16 protein-coding genes are annotated in these 14,433 nt (G+C 62.4%); 7 read left to right on the top strand and 9 right to left on the bottom strand.

The window, feature by feature from the left end; genetic code table 11:
* Positions 1-6: 6 nt before the first annotated feature.
* On the bottom strand, positions 7-1,659 hold the full coding sequence (locus tag ABIB99_RS18730; RefSeq protein ID WP_354176998.1) for an ABC transporter substrate-binding protein: 1,653 nt from the start codon (positions 1,657-1,659) through the stop codon (positions 7-9).
* Positions 1,660-1,671: 12 nt separating this feature from the next.
* Between ABIB99_RS18730 and ABIB99_RS18725 the strand changes: the two genes are divergently transcribed.
* The gene (locus ABIB99_RS18725; protein WP_354176997.1) at positions 1,672-2,442 is read left to right on the top strand and encodes a hypothetical protein; all 771 of its coding nucleotides are present in this window, start codon (positions 1,672-1,674) and stop codon (positions 2,440-2,442) included.
* 320 nt (positions 2,443-2,762) lie between these two features.
* On the opposite strand, the gene ABIB99_RS18720 is transcribed toward ABIB99_RS18725, so the two are convergent.
* From ABIB99_RS18720 to ABIB99_RS18695, 6 genes are all read right to left on the bottom strand, one after another.
* Positions 2,763-3,272 (bottom strand): Lrp/AsnC family transcriptional regulator, encoded by a 510-nt coding sequence (locus ABIB99_RS18720; RefSeq protein WP_354176996.1) that lies wholly within the window; start codon positions 3,270-3,272, stop codon positions 2,763-2,765.
* Between the two features lie 45 nt (positions 3,273-3,317).
* Positions 3,318-3,470 carry a hypothetical protein gene (locus ABIB99_RS18715; RefSeq protein ID WP_155795282.1) on the bottom strand — a complete coding sequence of 51 codons (153 nt, stop codon included), beginning with the start codon at positions 3,468-3,470 and terminating at the stop codon, positions 3,318-3,320.
* 213 nt (positions 3,471-3,683) lie between these two features.
* On the bottom strand, positions 3,684-4,010 hold the full coding sequence (locus ABIB99_RS18710; RefSeq protein WP_354176995.1) for a hypothetical protein: 327 nt from the start codon (positions 4,008-4,010) through the stop codon (positions 3,684-3,686).
* Between the two features lie 9 nt (positions 4,011-4,019).
* A complete protein-coding gene (locus tag ABIB99_RS18705; RefSeq protein WP_354176993.1) occupies positions 4,020-4,835 on the bottom strand; it encodes a MetQ/NlpA family ABC transporter substrate-binding protein in 816 nt (271 codons plus the stop codon).
* A 45-nt stretch (positions 4,836-4,880) separates the two neighbouring features.
* The gene (locus ABIB99_RS18700) at positions 4,881-6,224 is read right to left on the bottom strand and encodes an LLM class flavin-dependent oxidoreductase (protein WP_354176992.1); all 1,344 of its coding nucleotides are present in this window, start codon (positions 6,222-6,224) and stop codon (positions 4,881-4,883) included.
* Positions 6,225-6,257: 33 nt separating this feature from the next.
* The gene (locus ABIB99_RS18695) at positions 6,258-7,094 is read right to left on the bottom strand and encodes a class I SAM-dependent methyltransferase (RefSeq protein WP_354176990.1); all 837 of its coding nucleotides are present in this window, start codon (positions 7,092-7,094) and stop codon (positions 6,258-6,260) included.
* Positions 7,095-7,429: 335 nt separating this feature from the next.
* Between ABIB99_RS18695 and ABIB99_RS18690 the strand changes: the two genes are divergently transcribed.
* The 6 genes from ABIB99_RS18690 to ABIB99_RS18665 all read left to right on the top strand — a co-directional run bounded on the left by ABIB99_RS18690 (position 7,430) and on the right by ABIB99_RS18665 (position 12,922).
* A complete protein-coding gene (locus tag ABIB99_RS18690; protein ID WP_354176989.1) occupies positions 7,430-8,233 on the top strand; it encodes an FAD-dependent oxidoreductase in 804 nt (267 codons plus the stop codon).
* On the top strand, positions 8,230-8,904 hold the full coding sequence (locus ABIB99_RS18685) for a hypothetical protein (protein WP_354176988.1): 675 nt from the start codon (positions 8,230-8,232) through the stop codon (positions 8,902-8,904). The genes ABIB99_RS18690 and ABIB99_RS18685 overlap by 4 nt, the downstream gene beginning before the upstream one ends.
* A gap of 297 nt (positions 8,905-9,201) precedes the next feature.
* Positions 9,202-10,128 carry a TauD/TfdA dioxygenase family protein gene (locus tag ABIB99_RS18680; RefSeq protein ID WP_354176986.1) on the top strand — a complete coding sequence of 309 codons (927 nt, stop codon included), beginning with the start codon at positions 9,202-9,204 and terminating at the stop codon, positions 10,126-10,128.
* Between the two features lie 22 nt (positions 10,129-10,150).
* Entirely contained in the window at positions 10,151-11,209 is a 1,059-nt protein-coding gene (locus ABIB99_RS18675; RefSeq protein ID WP_354176984.1) for an ABC transporter substrate-binding protein, read from the top strand.
* Positions 11,206-12,063: an ABC transporter ATP-binding protein gene (locus ABIB99_RS18670; protein WP_354176983.1), complete on the top strand. Its 858-nt coding sequence runs from the start codon at positions 11,206-11,208 to the stop codon at positions 12,061-12,063. Before ABIB99_RS18675 ends, ABIB99_RS18670 begins: the two co-directional genes overlap by 4 nt.
* Positions 12,056-12,922 (top strand): ABC transporter permease, encoded by an 867-nt coding sequence (locus tag ABIB99_RS18665; protein WP_354176982.1) that lies wholly within the window; start codon positions 12,056-12,058, stop codon positions 12,920-12,922. The genes ABIB99_RS18670 and ABIB99_RS18665 overlap by 8 nt, the downstream gene beginning before the upstream one ends.
* Here the strand turns inward: ABIB99_RS18665 and epsC are convergent.
* Both epsC and ABIB99_RS18655 read right to left on the bottom strand, forming a co-directional pair.
* Positions 12,919-13,836, bottom strand: a complete 918-nt coding sequence (epsC, locus tag ABIB99_RS18660) for a serine O-acetyltransferase EpsC (RefSeq protein WP_354176981.1) — start codon at positions 13,834-13,836, stop codon at positions 12,919-12,921. The genes ABIB99_RS18665 and epsC overlap by 4 nt on opposite strands.
* Positions 13,826-14,398, bottom strand: coding sequence for a flavin reductase family protein (locus tag ABIB99_RS18655; protein WP_354176979.1), 573 nt, complete (start codon positions 14,396-14,398; stop codon positions 13,826-13,828). The genes epsC and ABIB99_RS18655 overlap by 11 nt, the downstream gene beginning before the upstream one ends.
* Positions 14,399-14,433: the final 35 nt, after the last annotated feature.

Genomic DNA, 14,433 nt, shown 5'->3' with positions numbered 1-14,433 from the left:
TGCGGATTACTCGCCGATCGTTGCCGTGTAATAGCTGGCGTAGGCGATGCCGTTGTAGACCTCCCCCTTGAGCTTCGGAGACTGCACGTAGATCCGCTGGACGATCTGCGTGCGCGGGATGAAATAGCCCTGCTCGAGAACGTAGGTCTGCAACTTGTCGAGCAGCGGATTGCGAATGTCGAAAGAAGCGGCGCCGGCGATCTTGTCGCGCAGTTCATTGAGCTTCTTGTCGCTGTCGCCGAGGTTGAACCAGTTCTCGCCGTTGTTGGCGTCGGTGAGGATGCTGGCCACCGTGCCGGCGTCGATGAAGCTGCGCGTCACCTCGTAGGCCGGCACGGCCGGCCCGCCGAACCGGACCTTCTCGCCGAACGTCACGACGTCGTAGGCGCGAATGGTGACCTTCCAGCCAAGCTTGCCGAGTTGCTGGGCGATGAGCTCGTCGATCGACTTTGCCGTCGCAAGATAGGGGTTGGAGTGGAGCGTGAGCGACAGCTGCTTGCCGTCCTTGGTCCGGATGCCGCCAACACCCTTGATCCAGCCGGCTTCGTCGAGAAGCTTCTCCGCCTTGCCGGGGTTGTAGGCCAGGAGCTCGCTATGGTCGGTCGCACCCGGCACGTTGCTCTGGATGAAAGACGTCGCCAGCTTCCAGTCAGGCGTATAGACGGTGTCGATGATCTCCTTCCGGTTGATGCCGGCCTGAAGAGCCTGGCGCACTTTCACGTCATTGTATGGCTCCAGCTTGGTGTTGATCGCGAGGCCGTTGACGAAACCGAGATAGCGCGGGGTCGCGACCGTGAAGCCCGCTTCCTTGAGCGATTTCAGTTCCTGCGGAGAGGGGCTGTAGGCGACATCGGCCTGTCCCGACTGGACAGCGGCGACCCGCAGCGACGGCTCGGTCACGAGTTTGTAGGTGATTGAGTTGAGGTAGGCCGGACCGGTGTGGCCGACGGCTGCCGGCCCCCAATTGTAGTTCTTGCGCTTGACCAGCTTGACGAAGTCGCCCTCTTTCCAGGAAGCGACCACATACGGGCCGCTGCCGGATGTCTTGGCCAGATCAGCCTGCTGCGCGGCGGGCTGCGCGATCGTTTTCGGGGAGATGAGGATCGAGCCGTGATAGCCGAGCGTCGGGATAAACCCGAGCGTCGGCGCCTTGAAGACAACCTTCACGGTGGCTGCATCGACCGCCTCGGCGTGGTCGTAAGTCTTCGGGAAGAGGCCAATCGGATTGATCCCCTCGTTCCGCCGGCCTGCGTACCAGATGTCGAGATTGGCGACCACGGCTGACGCGTCGAGCGGTGTTCCGTCGGAGAAGGTCACACCCTTCTTGAGGTGCAGGGTGAACTGTGTGGCCTCGCCGTTCTGCTCCCAGCTTTCGGCGATCCAGGGGCTGACCTTGCCGTCAGCATCGACATAGACGAGCTTGTCGGTCACGTGGCCCCAGATGTGGCCTTGGAAACTGGAGATCGCGCTGTTGTTCGGAATCCAGGTGCTGCCGAGCGAGTCGATGAGGAAGGTGATGTCGCCGCCGTTCGGTGGAGCGCCGGCACTTTGAGCCGGAGAGAGACCTGCCATCGCCGTCAAGGTCGCTGCTGCAATCACGGAGGCCGCAGCGAGGAGGCGGCGCCGGGAGAGCGAGAACATTGGAAAACGTGCGGTCATGAAGAGCCCCTGATGATTGATGCGCGATCAGGTCACCGTTTCGCGAAAGCGTTACGGCACGATCAGCGTTTCCTCGTAGGAGAAGCGAAACAAAGGGACCTGGCCATTCCAAATTTCACTTGGGACAGACAACAAAAGCGTCGGAGGCGGGGCAGTGGACGCGATGGTCATTTTGTTTTCATTGCGAACGCGCCCGATCTAGGTTTGCCCGTGACCGAACAGCGCAACGATTGCGGCTTCATTCGCGTGGCGCATCACCAAATTGAAAAGACATTCTGCAGAAAGCCGAGCGCTGGAGAACGGCATGCTGGCGATCGAAAAATGAATGTTGCTGCTATCGTATTACGCGCGAAGCTTGCGTCGGTGGCGCGGTCTTTGGCGAAACGGAACAGGCCGGACACGGCCTTCGATGCGATTGCTCGTGCCGACGAGATCGCTGACGTTGGAAGCCGCATCGGACGAGGCGGCGGATGCCTGGTTCGCTCGAATGCGATCGAGACAAATGTCGTGCCGGCTCATCTCGGCGATGAGTCCTGGGCAGTTCCGGAAGCCAGGCGAACGCCTTGTTCTAGTGGGCGCGACGTGCGCCCGGAGAATCCGAAGACGCGATTTCCGCTTCCAATTCATGCATATATGGCCCTAGAAGAGCCTGATGGCGGAAGCCTCACCAAATCAGATTTCTCAATCGATACGGGTCGATTGGAGCTGGAATATCTCAGTAATATGAATAGCTTAAATCACAGATTTTCCGTGGCGCCCATGATGGACCGGAGCGAGAATTAAAGTCCTTCAATAGGTTAGATAGTGGCGTGTGCACGACGTGTGCACCGGGAGATCAAGAAAAATCCCATCAAAGCCAGTGTGAGCGGGCGTCCAAAGGTGGATCGAAGCGCTCAGCAGGCGCTACGATACGAATGTCTGAGATCGGGTACATGTGGCGTAGCGGCGGGCGATTGCAGTAGTGCGCAGATAGTAGCGCCAAATCTCACCACGCACTCCAATCCAACCAGAAACGAGAGGATTTGCGGCGCCGTCGTCTAAGGATGCCTCGGTTCGCGATCTGTCAATTCGTCGCGTGGAATTGGCTCGTCTTTTGTTGGCTCTTATTCCACGGCAATCGGCGGCACTGGCAGCGCCGTGATCGACTTGATCTTCTCCATCGCGAAGCGCGAGGTGACGTTCTTGAGCGGGACGGCGTGGATCAGCTTCTTGTAGAACACGTCGTAGCTCGGCATGTCCGGAATGACGACGCGCAGCATGTAGTCGACGTCGCCGGCCATCCGGTAAAATTCCATCACCTCTGGCATTGCGCTGACTGCTGAGGCGAAACGCTTCAGCCAGACGTCGGAGTGATCCGCGCTCTCCACCGAGACGAACACCGAAAGGCCGAGGCCAATCTTGTTCTGGTCCACCAGCGCAACGCGCTTGACGATGACACCGTCGGCTTCGAGCCGCTGAATGCGCTTCCAGCAGGGCGTGGACGACAGGCCGACCCGGTCGCCGATTTCGGCCACGGAGAGCGAAGCATCCTCCTGAAGCACCGTCAGGATCTTGCGGTCGATGGCGTCGAGGCGGCGGCCAGTCTCGGCGAGCTGCAACGCAGCGTCGGTCATGTCATAAACCTCGGTGTTATGAAAAGTTGGACGCGTTGCCGGGCGTCAGCCGTGGGGCCCGAACAGGAAGATCTCGTAGAGATCGTCCTGCGTGTTGTCCGAGCCGCCTGTCCGTGGCCGCAGCGAGCGCCGGAACCATCCACGTGCCTGTTCGATCAAACGAGCGAAGCCTGAATGCAGCGAGATGACGTAGCTCATGTTCACTCCGGACGACGGTGTAGGACGAGAACCCGGAAAAGCTATCACGGCAGGGGTGGAATTGAACATTGCTACACACTCGTCGGAATCAGTTTGGTTGAATCATGCTGGCGTCGTCGCGAGCGCGGCTGGAAAATTCCACGATGCTCGGCTGAGATGGATGATTTTGATATCCATCGCCGCGCCGAAAGCATGGAAGGCATAGTCTTGCCGCTAGTCGGCCGTCAGTAGCGCAAGCACTTCAGCCTGCGGGAGCCGCGGCACGGAACCGAGGTTCGATGGCCTCCGACAGGACTCCGATGCGGGATAGAGCATGGGCATACCCATGCCCCCCGACACGAGATACGGCAAAGCGTGGTTTGCTCGTCCGTTCAAATGAGCTCCTGTCATGATGCCCAGTGCGAACAGGAAGATGATCAGCAAGACCAGCGGGAGGACGAAAGCCTCCTGGAAGCGAAGCTTATCGGTCATCGCTCGCGCGTCGATCGCGCGCTCGGCGGCGGAGCGGCGGCTGGCCCATTCAAGCGTGAAATCGAACATGCGCTTCGCTCACTTCATGTAATCAGGCAAAGTGAAGCCGTCATAGAACCGGTCGACCTGGATCGCCGCCTTGAACCCAGGCGATTTGTAGCCGGCGACGATGTCCTGGGCCCATTCTGCGTTTGCATTCGCCTTCTTCACGGCGAGGACGTTGATGTAGGGCGTCGTCATCTTCTCCAGCGCAAAGGCATTGGTCAGCTTCAGCCCGCTGAAGATCGCGAAATTGCCCTGTACGGCGGCGAAGTCGACGTCGTCGAGCGCCCGTGGCGCCTGTGCGGCCTCGAGCGGCACGATCTTGATGCCGCCGGGATTCTTGATGACGTCGAGCTCGGTGACGTCGACCGGTTTGCTGTCGCGGATCTCGATCAGGCCGAGATCGCGCAGCACCCACAGGGCGCGCTGGAGATTGACCGGATCGTTCGGCACGGCGACACTCGAGCCCGGCTTGATCGGCGTGCCCAGCGGATGCTTTTTCGAATAGAGGCCCATCGGCGGGGTGGGGACGTGGACGATGCCGACGAGATCGGTCTTCTGCCGCTCGTTGTAGGAATCGAGAAAGATCGTGTGCTGCATCACATTGGCGTCGATCTCGGATTTGAATACCGAATTGTTGGCTTCAAGGCCCGTCGAGAACTCGACATAGCGGATCTTGTAGCCTTTCTTCTTCAGCTCTGGCTCGACGCCGACCTTGAACTCGTCGATATACGGCCCCGGCACGAAGCCGACCCGGAGCTCCGGCTTCGCGGGCTGCTGTGCCAAGGCGTCTTCGGCGGCGAAAGGGGAAAGAGCCAAAAGGCCGGAGAGGAGAAACAACGCTGTCTTCATGTCTTCTTACTGGTCTCGAGTTGGGATGTCAGTGCGGAAGCGGTGTCAGGCGATCGCCTTGACCGCGTTGGAGTAGATGCTGGCGGGACGCGCCAGGCCGTAGTGCTCGCGGAGCGTCGTACCGGTGTAGTCCTCGCGGAACAGGCCGCGCTTGCGCAGGATCGGGACGACCTGCTCGGCGAAGACGTCGAAGCCGCCGGGCAGCCAGGGTGGCATCACGTTGAATCCGTCCGCCGCACCGCCCTCGAACCAGGTCTGGATGTTGTCGGCGATCTTTTCCGGCGTGCCCGCAATCACCCAATGGCCGCGCGCGCCGGCGAGGCGCTGCACCAGCTGCCGGATGGTCGGCTTCTCGCGGTCGACGATGTCGACCACCAGCTTGAAGCGGCTGGCAACGCCGCGCGCGCTCGCGGTGTCGATGAGATGGCGCGGGACGGGGCCGTCGAGATCATATCCGGTGAGATCGACGCCGATCATTTGGCGCAGCTGGGTCAGGGAATATTCCGGTTGGATCAGCGCGTTGAATTCGTCCTGGAGCCGGTCCGCCTCGGCCTGCGTGCTGCCGATGAAAGGGCTAATGCCCGGCAGGATCTTGATCTCATCCGGACCGCGGTCGAAGGCGCGGGCCTGACGCTTGATGTCGGTATAGAACGCATTCGCCGAGTCCACGGTTTGATGCGCGGTAAAGATCGCCTCCGCAAAGTGGGCGGCGAAGGCACGGCCGTCGTCGGAGGCGCCGGCCTGGACATAGACCGGCCGGCCTTGCGGCACGCGCGAAATATTGAGCGGGCCGCGCACGCGAAAGTGTTTGCCGACATGGTCGAGCGTGTGGATCTTGCTGGTATCGGCAAAAATGCCCGAGATGGGGTCGTTGACGAGCGCGTCATCCTCCCAGCTGTCCCAGAGCCGCGAGATCACGTCGAGATATTCGCGGGCGCGCTCGTAGCGTTCGTGATGCGGGGGGTGTTCGGGCAGGCCAAAGTTCTGCGCTGCTTGTGGCGCACTGGTCGTCACGATATTCCAGCCGGCGCGACCCTGGCTCAGATGGTCGAGCGAGGCGAACAGGCGCGCGAGGTTGTAAGGCTCGGTATAAGTGGTCGACGCGGTTGCGATGAGGCCGATGCGTTTCGTCACTGCGGCAATCGCAGCCAGCCAGGTGATCGGCTCGAACCGAAAGCGCTGGGCATAGCGAACGTTGTCGGCGAGGGCCGGACCGTCGGCAAAGAAGATGGCGTCGAATTTACTGGCCTCGGCCCGCTGCGCCAGCTCCTGATAAAAGTTGATGTCGAGGATGCGTTCCGCTGACGATCCCTTGTAGCGCCACGCGGCTTCGTGGTGGCCGCCGGGATAGATGAAGAGATTGAGAACAAGCTGCCGTTGATTGCCCATGGTTCGAATGTCCAGATGCGATTGCCGGAGAAATTAGGAGGCGGATGGAGCCGTTCGCGACCTCGACTTTCGCGCGAAGGCGAAACGCAGATATCGCTCCAGGCGCAGGCCCTCCGGGGTACGCCTCGCCTCGACTAGCGCTGCAAAGGACGCGTCGATCGCTGCCCGCTCCGCCGGCGAAAAGCCGCCAAGGAAGTTGCCGAAGGCGCTGGCCTCGGACCATCCCAGTACCGACGTCACGTCGCCGTGCAGATCGACGAGCGAGCGCAGGTCGCTTCGGTAATCGACGAACCCGACCTCGGCGAACAGGGCTCTGAGCTCGTCGTCGGTTGCTCCGAGCACGCGATGCGACTCGCTGCTTCTCTCGCCGAAGCCGGCCTGTTCGATCGCCTGGCGGAGCAGGGTTCGCGACTCGTGAGGTTTGGTCGGATCCTGAACGTTCAGCCCGATCCGGCCGCCCGGCCTGAGGACGCGTTCGATCTCACGCAGCGCCTGCCGCTTGTCCGCGATCCAGTGGAAGACGCTGTTGAGGTAGACGGCGTCGAATTCCGCGGGTCCAAAGCGCGAAAGGTCCTCGGCACGGCCGACATCGAAGGTCAGCGTCCCCGAGGCGCGCCGGCGCGCGATGGCGATCCGGTTCTCCAGCGGATCGATGCCGATCACGCGGCCGGTCGGGCCGACAAGTCCCGCGACGAATTCGGTCAGGCGGCCGGTGCCGGCACCGATATCGAGCACGCGATCCCCGGACTTCAAAGCCAGCGGTCCGATGAGAAACTTGCCATGGTGAAACTGGAGGACGCCGGCCTGCTCGTAAGTCCGTGCAAGCTCGGGCGTGTCCCGTTCAAGGCTGATGACGCCGGCGGTCGACATCGTGCTTTCCAAAATCTCCAACAGCCGTCGAGATGGCTTGATCGGGACGAACTCTATGTTGCCGGGGTAAGAAAAGTCGATGAAATGGATTTGCGTTGTTCGGTGCGACGCGAGCATGAATCTAGCGGCGGGAGCGCATTCAGTAGATGACGTCGCGAACCGATCGTCTCACTGAAAGTCGATCTGGCGAGCGAATGGCCGGTCGTGTCTTCTGGCTCGCGCCGCTGTCGGCGCAAATCTTTCAACGCCGCGTGCCCTCGCGGTGGGTTCGTTGTTCGGGCCGCCAAACAAAGCCGATTCCATTTCATTGACTGAGTGTCGTTGGCTTCTACGATTTGGTCGCATCTGATGCAGACAAATCCGGGTGCAACATGTTTCAGTCTGATGTCGATGACGCGGCTCGAGAAACCCTGCGTCTGATTGGTCCAGATCCGCAGAACTGGGTTCCGGATCGTCACGGGGGCGACCACAACGTCGCCATCATCGGGGGCGGGCAATCCGGAAGCGCTTTCGCCTTTGCATTGCGTCGTGCCGGCATCGGCAAGGTCACGGTGATCGATGCATCACATGACGCGGCGTCGTCCGGTCCATGGCTGAGCAGCGCGGGCATGCACAAGCTGCGCACGCCGAAGAGCTTGCCCGGACCCGAGCTCGGCCTACCCGGACTGAGCTTCCAGTCCTGGTATGAGGCCCGCCACGGCGCGGCCGCGTATGAAGCGATCGATCGCATTGCTCGCGTGGATTGGGCCGCCTACCTCGATTGGTACCGCAAGACTCTTGGTATTGAGGTGCGCTACCGGGCGAAGCTTCTCCGCATCGAGCCGGCGGGGGATCATTTGCTGCTTCATCTCGACGTCGCCGGCGAGGCAAGGATCGAGACCGCCCGCAAGATTATCCTGGCCGGCGGTTTCCCAAGCAACGGCGGTCCGTCCGTCCCCGACGTGCTCTCCCGCAATCTGTCAAAGGAGCTTTACGCGCATACGTTGGAGGCGATCGATTTCGACAGGCTCCGCGACAAGTCGGTCGCGGTGCTGGGCAGTGCGGCCTCCGCGTTCGATGCCGCGGCAGTTGCGCTCGAAGCAGGGCGAGGGAGGTGCATCTCTTTGCACGCCGCGGCAGGGTGGCCTCGGAGCCGGTGATCAGGACGCGTGGATATCCGGGCGCATACGACAATTACGGGGCGCTCCCGGACGCGGTGCGTTGGCATCAGGCCATTCGCTTCCGTCGCGCGGGATCGACGCCGCCGCCCGATGCAATCGCGCGTGCGGTCAAGTTCCCCAATTTCCACCTTCATCTGGCAGCGTCGTGGACGTCAGCCAAGCCGTTCGGACGGCGGCTGCTCGCGACCACGCCGCAGGGCGACATCGCATTCGATTTCGTCATCGCCGGTACGGGCTACCAGGTCGATCTAGCGAAGCGGCCTGAGCTCGCCGCCTTCTCCGACGAGATCCTGCTATGGCGCGACCGCTATTCTCCGGCCGCGGACGAGCAGGACGAGGCCCTGGGCGCACACCCTTATCTCGGTGCGGGCCATGAATTCCTGGAGAAGGAGCCCGGCCGCGCGCCTTACTTGCGGAACATCCACGTGTTCAACCCCGCGGCATTCGTCAGCTTCGGCCTGCCGATTGGGGACGTGCCGAGCTTCAAGCGCGATATTCCGGGCGTCGTGGCGCGGATCAGCAGGGATCTGTTCCTTGACGACCTTCCGGCGCACGAGGCGCGGATCAACGGGCCGATCGCCGACGACTTCGAGCCGGCCCTTTACGCGTCGGCCGTCTGGCGGTCGCCGAATATCGTGGCGGCAGAATAGAGCAGAGTGCAAGTAGCAACTGGACACGCCATGATCGTGGATGCGCCTGTTTCTTAACGGCCTCGAACTTTGGAAGCTATTTCCGAAGTCCTTGAGTTAGCATCCTGTGACTGAACAAGGGGCTGCATCGATGCAGCCCCTGGGGAAGATCCCGCCAGACGCGATTGTCGTCAGAGCAGACGGCGGTCTCGCAAGAGGATCGATCGCAACATCACTGCCTTTCACTCCGCCATCGCAGCAGCGATCGGCGAACGGCGGAGCCTTGTTCAAATGGATCGCGGTCTCGGGGAAGATGACATGACAGACGGAATCAACATCGACAACGTCATTCCGCGTTCGGATATCGTCAAGCGATCGGCCCGTATCGGCGCCGAAATCAGGAACATCAAGCTTTCGGGCGATCTTCCGGATCGGACGATTGCGGCGATCAACCAGGTGCTGCTCGAGCACAAAGTCATCTTCTTCCGTGACCAGAATCATCTCGACGATGCCGAGCAGGAGCGTTTTGCCCATCGGCTCGGAAAGCTGGTGCCACATCCCACGGTCGGCGCCACCAAGGGAACGGCCTCGATCCTCGAACTAGACTCCGCGCGCGGAGGCGGGCGCGCCGACCAGTGGCACACCGACGTCACATTCGTCGACGCTTATCCGAAGATCTCAGTCTTGCGCGGCGTCGTGATCCCCGAGTTCGGCGGCGACACGATCTGGTCGAACACGGCGTCGTCCTATCTGGATCTGCCGACTCCGCTGCGCAAGCTCGCGGACGAGCTGTGGGCGGTGCACAGCAATGCCTACGACTATGCAGTCAAGACCCGTGCGAGCGAGGCTGACCGGAAGCAATTCGAGGAGGTCTTCACGGCGACCGTCTACGAGACCGAGCATCCCGTCGTTCGCGTCCATCCCGAAACGGAGGAACGGACGCTGGTGCTCGGCAATTTCGTCCAGCGCTTTGTCGGCCTGTCGAAATACGACAGCCAGAAACTGTTCGACCTGTTCCAGTCGCACATCACCGCACCCGAGAACACCGTGCGCTGGAGCTGGCGGCAAGGTGACGTGGTGATCTGGGACAATCGCGCGACCCAGCACTACGCGGTCAACGATTACGGCGACCAGCACCGCGTGGTCCGGCGTGCCACCATCGATGGCGAGGTGCCGGTCAGCATCGACGGCCGCAGCAGCGTGACCCGCGTCAAGGCGGCGAAGCCCCAGGCGAAGGCCGCCTGAACCGAGCAATGGAGTGAACACAATGAAGATCGCTATCTCTGCGTTGCGTCGTCTGGTTGCCGGCCTGCGGGCAAGAGGGCGGCAACTCGGTCTGGCCGGCCTCGGCCTGACGGCTCTCGCCAGCAGTGCCATGGCCGAGGCGCAGCTCGAAAAGACCGAGATTCGTTACCAGGGCTGGGCCGGGCAGGTGACGTTCATCGAACTGGCCGACGATCTCGGCTATCTCGCGCCGCTCAAGCTCAAATGGGTCGGCAACACCATCAGCGGTCCGCAGGACATCCAGACCGTCGTCACCGGCGACATCGATATCGGCGGTGCGTTCTATGGCGCGATCATCAAGCTGATCGCAGCCAGGGCGCCGATCAAGGCTGTTGTCGGCTATTATGGCTCGGACGACAACACCTACAACGGCTACTACGTGAAGGAGGACAGTCCGATCAAGACCGCGCGCGACCTGATCGGCAAGAAGGTCGCGGTGAACACGCTGGGGGCGCATCTCGAATTCGTGCTGCGCGAGTATCTGGCCCGCAATGGCCTGACGCCGGCGGAGGCGAAGCAAGTGACGCTGGTTGCGATCCCGCCGGTCACCGGTGAGCAGGCGCTGCGGCAGGGGCAGGTCGAGGTCAGCACGCTGAACGGCGTGCTGCGCGACAAGGCGCTGGAGCGCGGCGGCATCCGCAGGCTGTTCTCGGACTCTGACATCTTCGGAAACTTCACTGGCGGCTCCTATGTCTTGCGAGACAAGTTCATCAAGGACAACCCCAACTCCTCCCGCAAGCTGATCGAGGGCGTGTCCCGTGCCATCGCCTGGGCGCAGACGACGCCGCCCGAGGAGGTCCGCGCCCGCTTCGAACGCATCATCGCCGAGCGCAAGCGCAACGAGGACGCAACACCCATCAAATACTGGAAGAGCACGGGTGTCGCGACCAGGGGAGGGGTGATCGGCGATGCTGAGCTCCAGGTGTGGATCGATTGGCTGGTCAAGGACGGTCTGTTGAAGCAGGACCAGCTCAAGCCATCGGACATCTATACCAACGAGTTCAACCATTTCCGCCCCGGCAAGACCGCGGAGGCCAAATGACCATGGCCAAGATCCGCTTCGAGCACGCCCGCAAGGAGTTCCTGGTCCGCGGCAAGGATGGCGGGCCGGCGCAGAGCTTCACCGCGCTCGATGATATCACGCTGGATGTTCGTGCCGGCGAATTCCTGGCGCTGGTCGGGCCGAGCGGCTGCGGCAAGTCGACCTTGCTGGATCTGCTCGGCGGACTGACGGCGCCGAGCAGCGGACGCATCCTGCTCGATGGCAAGGTCATCGAGGGCCCGGCGCGCGACCGCGGCATCGTGTTCCAGCAATATGCGCTGTTTCCCTGGCGCACAGCCGCTCAGAACGTCGAGTTCGGGCTCGACATCGCGGGTCTCAAAGCCAGGGAGCGGCGCGAGCGGGCTCTGCATTATCTCGATCTGGTCGGACTGTCCGGCTTTGCCGACCGCTATCCGCACGAACTCTCCGGCGGAATGAAGCAACGCGTCGCGATCGCGCGAAGCCTTGCCTACGATCCGGAGGTGCTGCTGATGGACGAGCCCTTTGCCGCGCTCGACGCACAGACGCGTGAGACGCTGCAAGGCGAGCTGCTGCGGATCTGGCGCAGGACCGGGAAAACCATCCTGTTCATCACGCACGGCATCGACGAGGCCGTCGTGCTCGGCCAGCGCGTGGCCGTGATGACCTCGCGCCCCGGCCGGATCAAGCAGATTGTCGATATTCCCGCCGAGCTGCACAGCGAGACCGAGGACGTCCGCTCGCTGCCCGAGTTCGGGCAGGTCAGGCACGAGGTGTGGTCCTTGCTGCGCGACGAAGTGTTGAAGGCGCAGGGCTCCCAGGTGCCCGCGCCGGACGGCGAGCGCGCAGGAAAGAAGGAGTTGGCCCATGTCTAATCTGGAAATCCTGACGCTGCTCGAACTGGCCGAGGGGAGCCCGAAAGACCGGGCCAGACCACGCGCCGGCGCGGTTGCCGCCGCGACGGGCAGCCTGGTGCGATGGTTCGGCATCATCGGGCAACGATCCCTGCTGCTGCTGGTGTTCCTGGCCGTCTGGGAAACGGCGCCGCGTTTCGGGTTGATCGACGTGACGTTCCTGCCGCCGTTCTCCGAGGTGATAGCCGCTGGCTGGCAGCTCGCGCAGAGTGGTGAGCTCTATGACGACGTCGGTGCAAGCCTGCTTCGAGCCCTGAGCGGCTTCCTGATCGCCATTGTCCTGTTCGTGCCGTTGGGTGTGCTGACGGGATGGTACGCCCGGCTCGGCGACTTCCTGAACCAGATCATCGAGATCGCCCGTAACACGGCGCCGCTGGCTCTGCTGCCGGTGTTTATCCTGCTCCTCGGGATCGGAGAGCTCTCGAAGGTCACCATGGTGGTTTATAGCTGCGCCTGGCCGCTGCTGCTCAATACGATCGCGGCCGTACGCCAGGTCGATCCGCTGCTGGTCAAGTCAGCGCGGACGATGGGCGCGACACCGAGCCAGTCGTTCCGGAAGGTGATCCTGCCGGCATCATTGCCGACAATCTTCGTCGGCATCCGTCTGGCGAGCGCATCCGCGATGCTGGTCCTGGTGGCGTCAGAAATGGTCGGCGCGAAATCCGGGCTCGGCTATCTCATCATCAACAGCCAATACAGCTTCCTGATCCCGCAGATGTATTTTGGCATCCTGGGCATTACCGTGATCGGCCTCGTCTTCAACGCGATCCTGGAGGCGCTGGAACGCCGCCTGATGCGCTGGAAGGCGCCGGCCGTCTAGCCCTGCTTGTTGCGGGCGGTGGCCTGCGTCACGATGCTGTTCGGCGGCACGTCCTGGGTGACCCAGACGTTGCCGCCGATCGTCGCGCCCCGGCCGATCGTGATCCGCCCGAGGATGGTTGCGCCGGCATAAATCACGACGTCGTCCTCGACGATCGGATGCCGTGCATCGCCCTTGATCAGATGGCCATCGTCGTTGGTTGGAAAGTGGCGCGCGCCGAGCGTCACAGCCTGATAGATACGGACATTGTCGCCGATGATTGCGGTCTCCCCGATGACCACACCAGTCCCGTGATCAATGAAGAAGCCGGATCCGATGCTGGCGCCGGGGTGAATGTCGATCCCGGTTCTCGTATGAGCGATCTCCGCGACAAGTCGGGCGATCAAGCGCGCATTGAGCCCATCAAGGATATGTGCCAGCCGGTGATGGATGATCGCCGTCATGCCCGGATATCCGATCAGGATCTCCGGAAAATTCCTGGCTGCGGGATCGCCGACGAAGGCGGCTCTCAGATCGGAGATCAGGAGCCCACGCACGACCGGCAGGCGCTCGCCGAACTGCCGCGTCAGCTCGACCGCGTCCTCGCGCCGGTAGCCCGGGATCAGCTCGTCACCGACGAATCGTGCGCCGCGGTGGATCTGGTCGCAAAGGCCGTCGAGGGCGATGCTCAGGCGATTGCCGACGAAATAGTCGATATTCTCGCCGTCGAGGTCGAACTGACCGTAATGCCTCGGAAACAGCGCCTCGGTGAGGCCATCCAGAATGGCCTGAAGCGCCTCGCGCGAGGGAGCGCGTCGCGCCTCTCCGTCGCGCCTTATGCTGTGTGTTTCTTCGCGCGAGAGGCGAAGCTCGGCGACAATCCTGTCAAGCTGCCAGCGCCCGCCGCTGGGCGATTCCGGCGGGTTATCTGACATGGGCCAACGGAATGCTGATCTCGGCGAGGAGGTCGAGGTCGAGGTCATGGGTGATCCTGATGTACTGGCCGTTCCAGTACACCAGGCCCGACAGTTCGCGGGACAGCTCGAAGCTCAACAGGCTGCCGATGATGATGCCATGCGAGTGCCGTTCGATGATTTCCTCGACCTTGCATTCGATGGTTGCGAGAGTGTCGCCAAGCAGCGGCACGCCGGCCGCCCCCGCGGACCATCTGATCCCGTCGAAGCGCTCGTGGCCCTTCAAGCTTCCGTCGCTGAAGCGCCCGGCGAGGGCCTGCTGATCCGATCCCAGAATGTTGACGCCGAATACGCCGTAACGCGCGATTCGAACAAAGGACGAGGCCTGCCGGTTGACGCTGACTAGTAGCCGGGGCGGACTGGCGCTGAGCGATGTCAGGGACGTCACCGTCATGCCGGTGATGTCCTCGTCGCGGCCGGCCGTGATGATGGTGACGCCGCCGGCCAGGCGCCGCATCACGGCTCGAAACTGATGCTCGACCTCGTCATCGCCGCTGACCAGATGAATGTCGGACTTTCCCATCTGTCGCTCCTCGCATCGGACGCCGTGGATCGGCC

Origin of the sequence: Bradyrhizobium sp. LA6.1, assembly GCF_040547805.1 — a bacterium.
In the GTDB taxonomy this organism is placed as follows: Bacteria; Pseudomonadota; Alphaproteobacteria; order Rhizobiales; family Xanthobacteraceae; genus Bradyrhizobium; species Bradyrhizobium barranii.
The sequence above is the reverse complement of the archived record's forward strand: the minus strand, read 5'-3'. Positions and strand labels throughout refer to the sequence as shown.

Excerpts from the sequence above, each read along its gene's own strand:
- ABIB99_RS18730 (WP_354176998.1), bottom strand. The coding sequence starts at position 1,659 with ATGACCGCACGTTTTCCAATGTTCTCGCTCTCCCGGCGCCGCCTCCTC.
- ABIB99_RS18725 (WP_354176997.1), top strand. The coding sequence starts at position 1,672 with ATGATTGATGCGCGATCAGGTCACCGTTTCGCGAAAGCGTTACGGCAC.
- ABIB99_RS18720 (WP_354176996.1), bottom strand. The coding sequence starts at position 3,272 with ATGACCGACGCTGCGTTGCAGCTCGCCGAGACTGGCCGCCGCCTCGAC.
- ABIB99_RS18715 (WP_155795282.1), bottom strand. The coding sequence starts at position 3,470 with ATGAGCTACGTCATCTCGCTGCATTCAGGCTTCGCTCGTTTGATCGAA.
- ABIB99_RS18710 (WP_354176995.1), bottom strand. The coding sequence starts at position 4,010 with ATGTTCGATTTCACGCTTGAATGGGCCAGCCGCCGCTCCGCCGCCGAG.
- ABIB99_RS18705 (WP_354176993.1), bottom strand. The coding sequence starts at position 4,835 with ATGAAGACAGCGTTGTTTCTCCTCTCCGGCCTTTTGGCTCTTTCCCCT.
- ABIB99_RS18700 (WP_354176992.1), bottom strand. The coding sequence starts at position 6,224 with ATGGGCAATCAACGGCAGCTTGTTCTCAATCTCTTCATCTATCCCGGC.
- ABIB99_RS18695 (WP_354176990.1), bottom strand. The coding sequence starts at position 7,094 with ATGTCGACCGCCGGCGTCATCAGCCTTGAACGGGACACGCCCGAGCTT.
- ABIB99_RS18680 (WP_354176986.1), top strand. The coding sequence starts at position 9,202 with ATGACAGACGGAATCAACATCGACAACGTCATTCCGCGTTCGGATATC.
- ABIB99_RS18675 (WP_354176984.1), top strand. The coding sequence starts at position 10,151 with ATGAAGATCGCTATCTCTGCGTTGCGTCGTCTGGTTGCCGGCCTGCGG.
- ABIB99_RS18670 (WP_354176983.1), top strand. The coding sequence starts at position 11,206 with ATGACCATGGCCAAGATCCGCTTCGAGCACGCCCGCAAGGAGTTCCTG.
- ABIB99_RS18665 (WP_354176982.1), top strand. The coding sequence starts at position 12,056 with ATGTCTAATCTGGAAATCCTGACGCTGCTCGAACTGGCCGAGGGGAGC.
- epsC (WP_354176981.1), bottom strand. The coding sequence starts at position 13,836 with ATGTCAGATAACCCGCCGGAATCGCCCAGCGGCGGGCGCTGGCAGCTT.
- ABIB99_RS18655 (WP_354176979.1), bottom strand. The coding sequence starts at position 14,398 with ATGGGAAAGTCCGACATTCATCTGGTCAGCGGCGATGACGAGGTCGAG.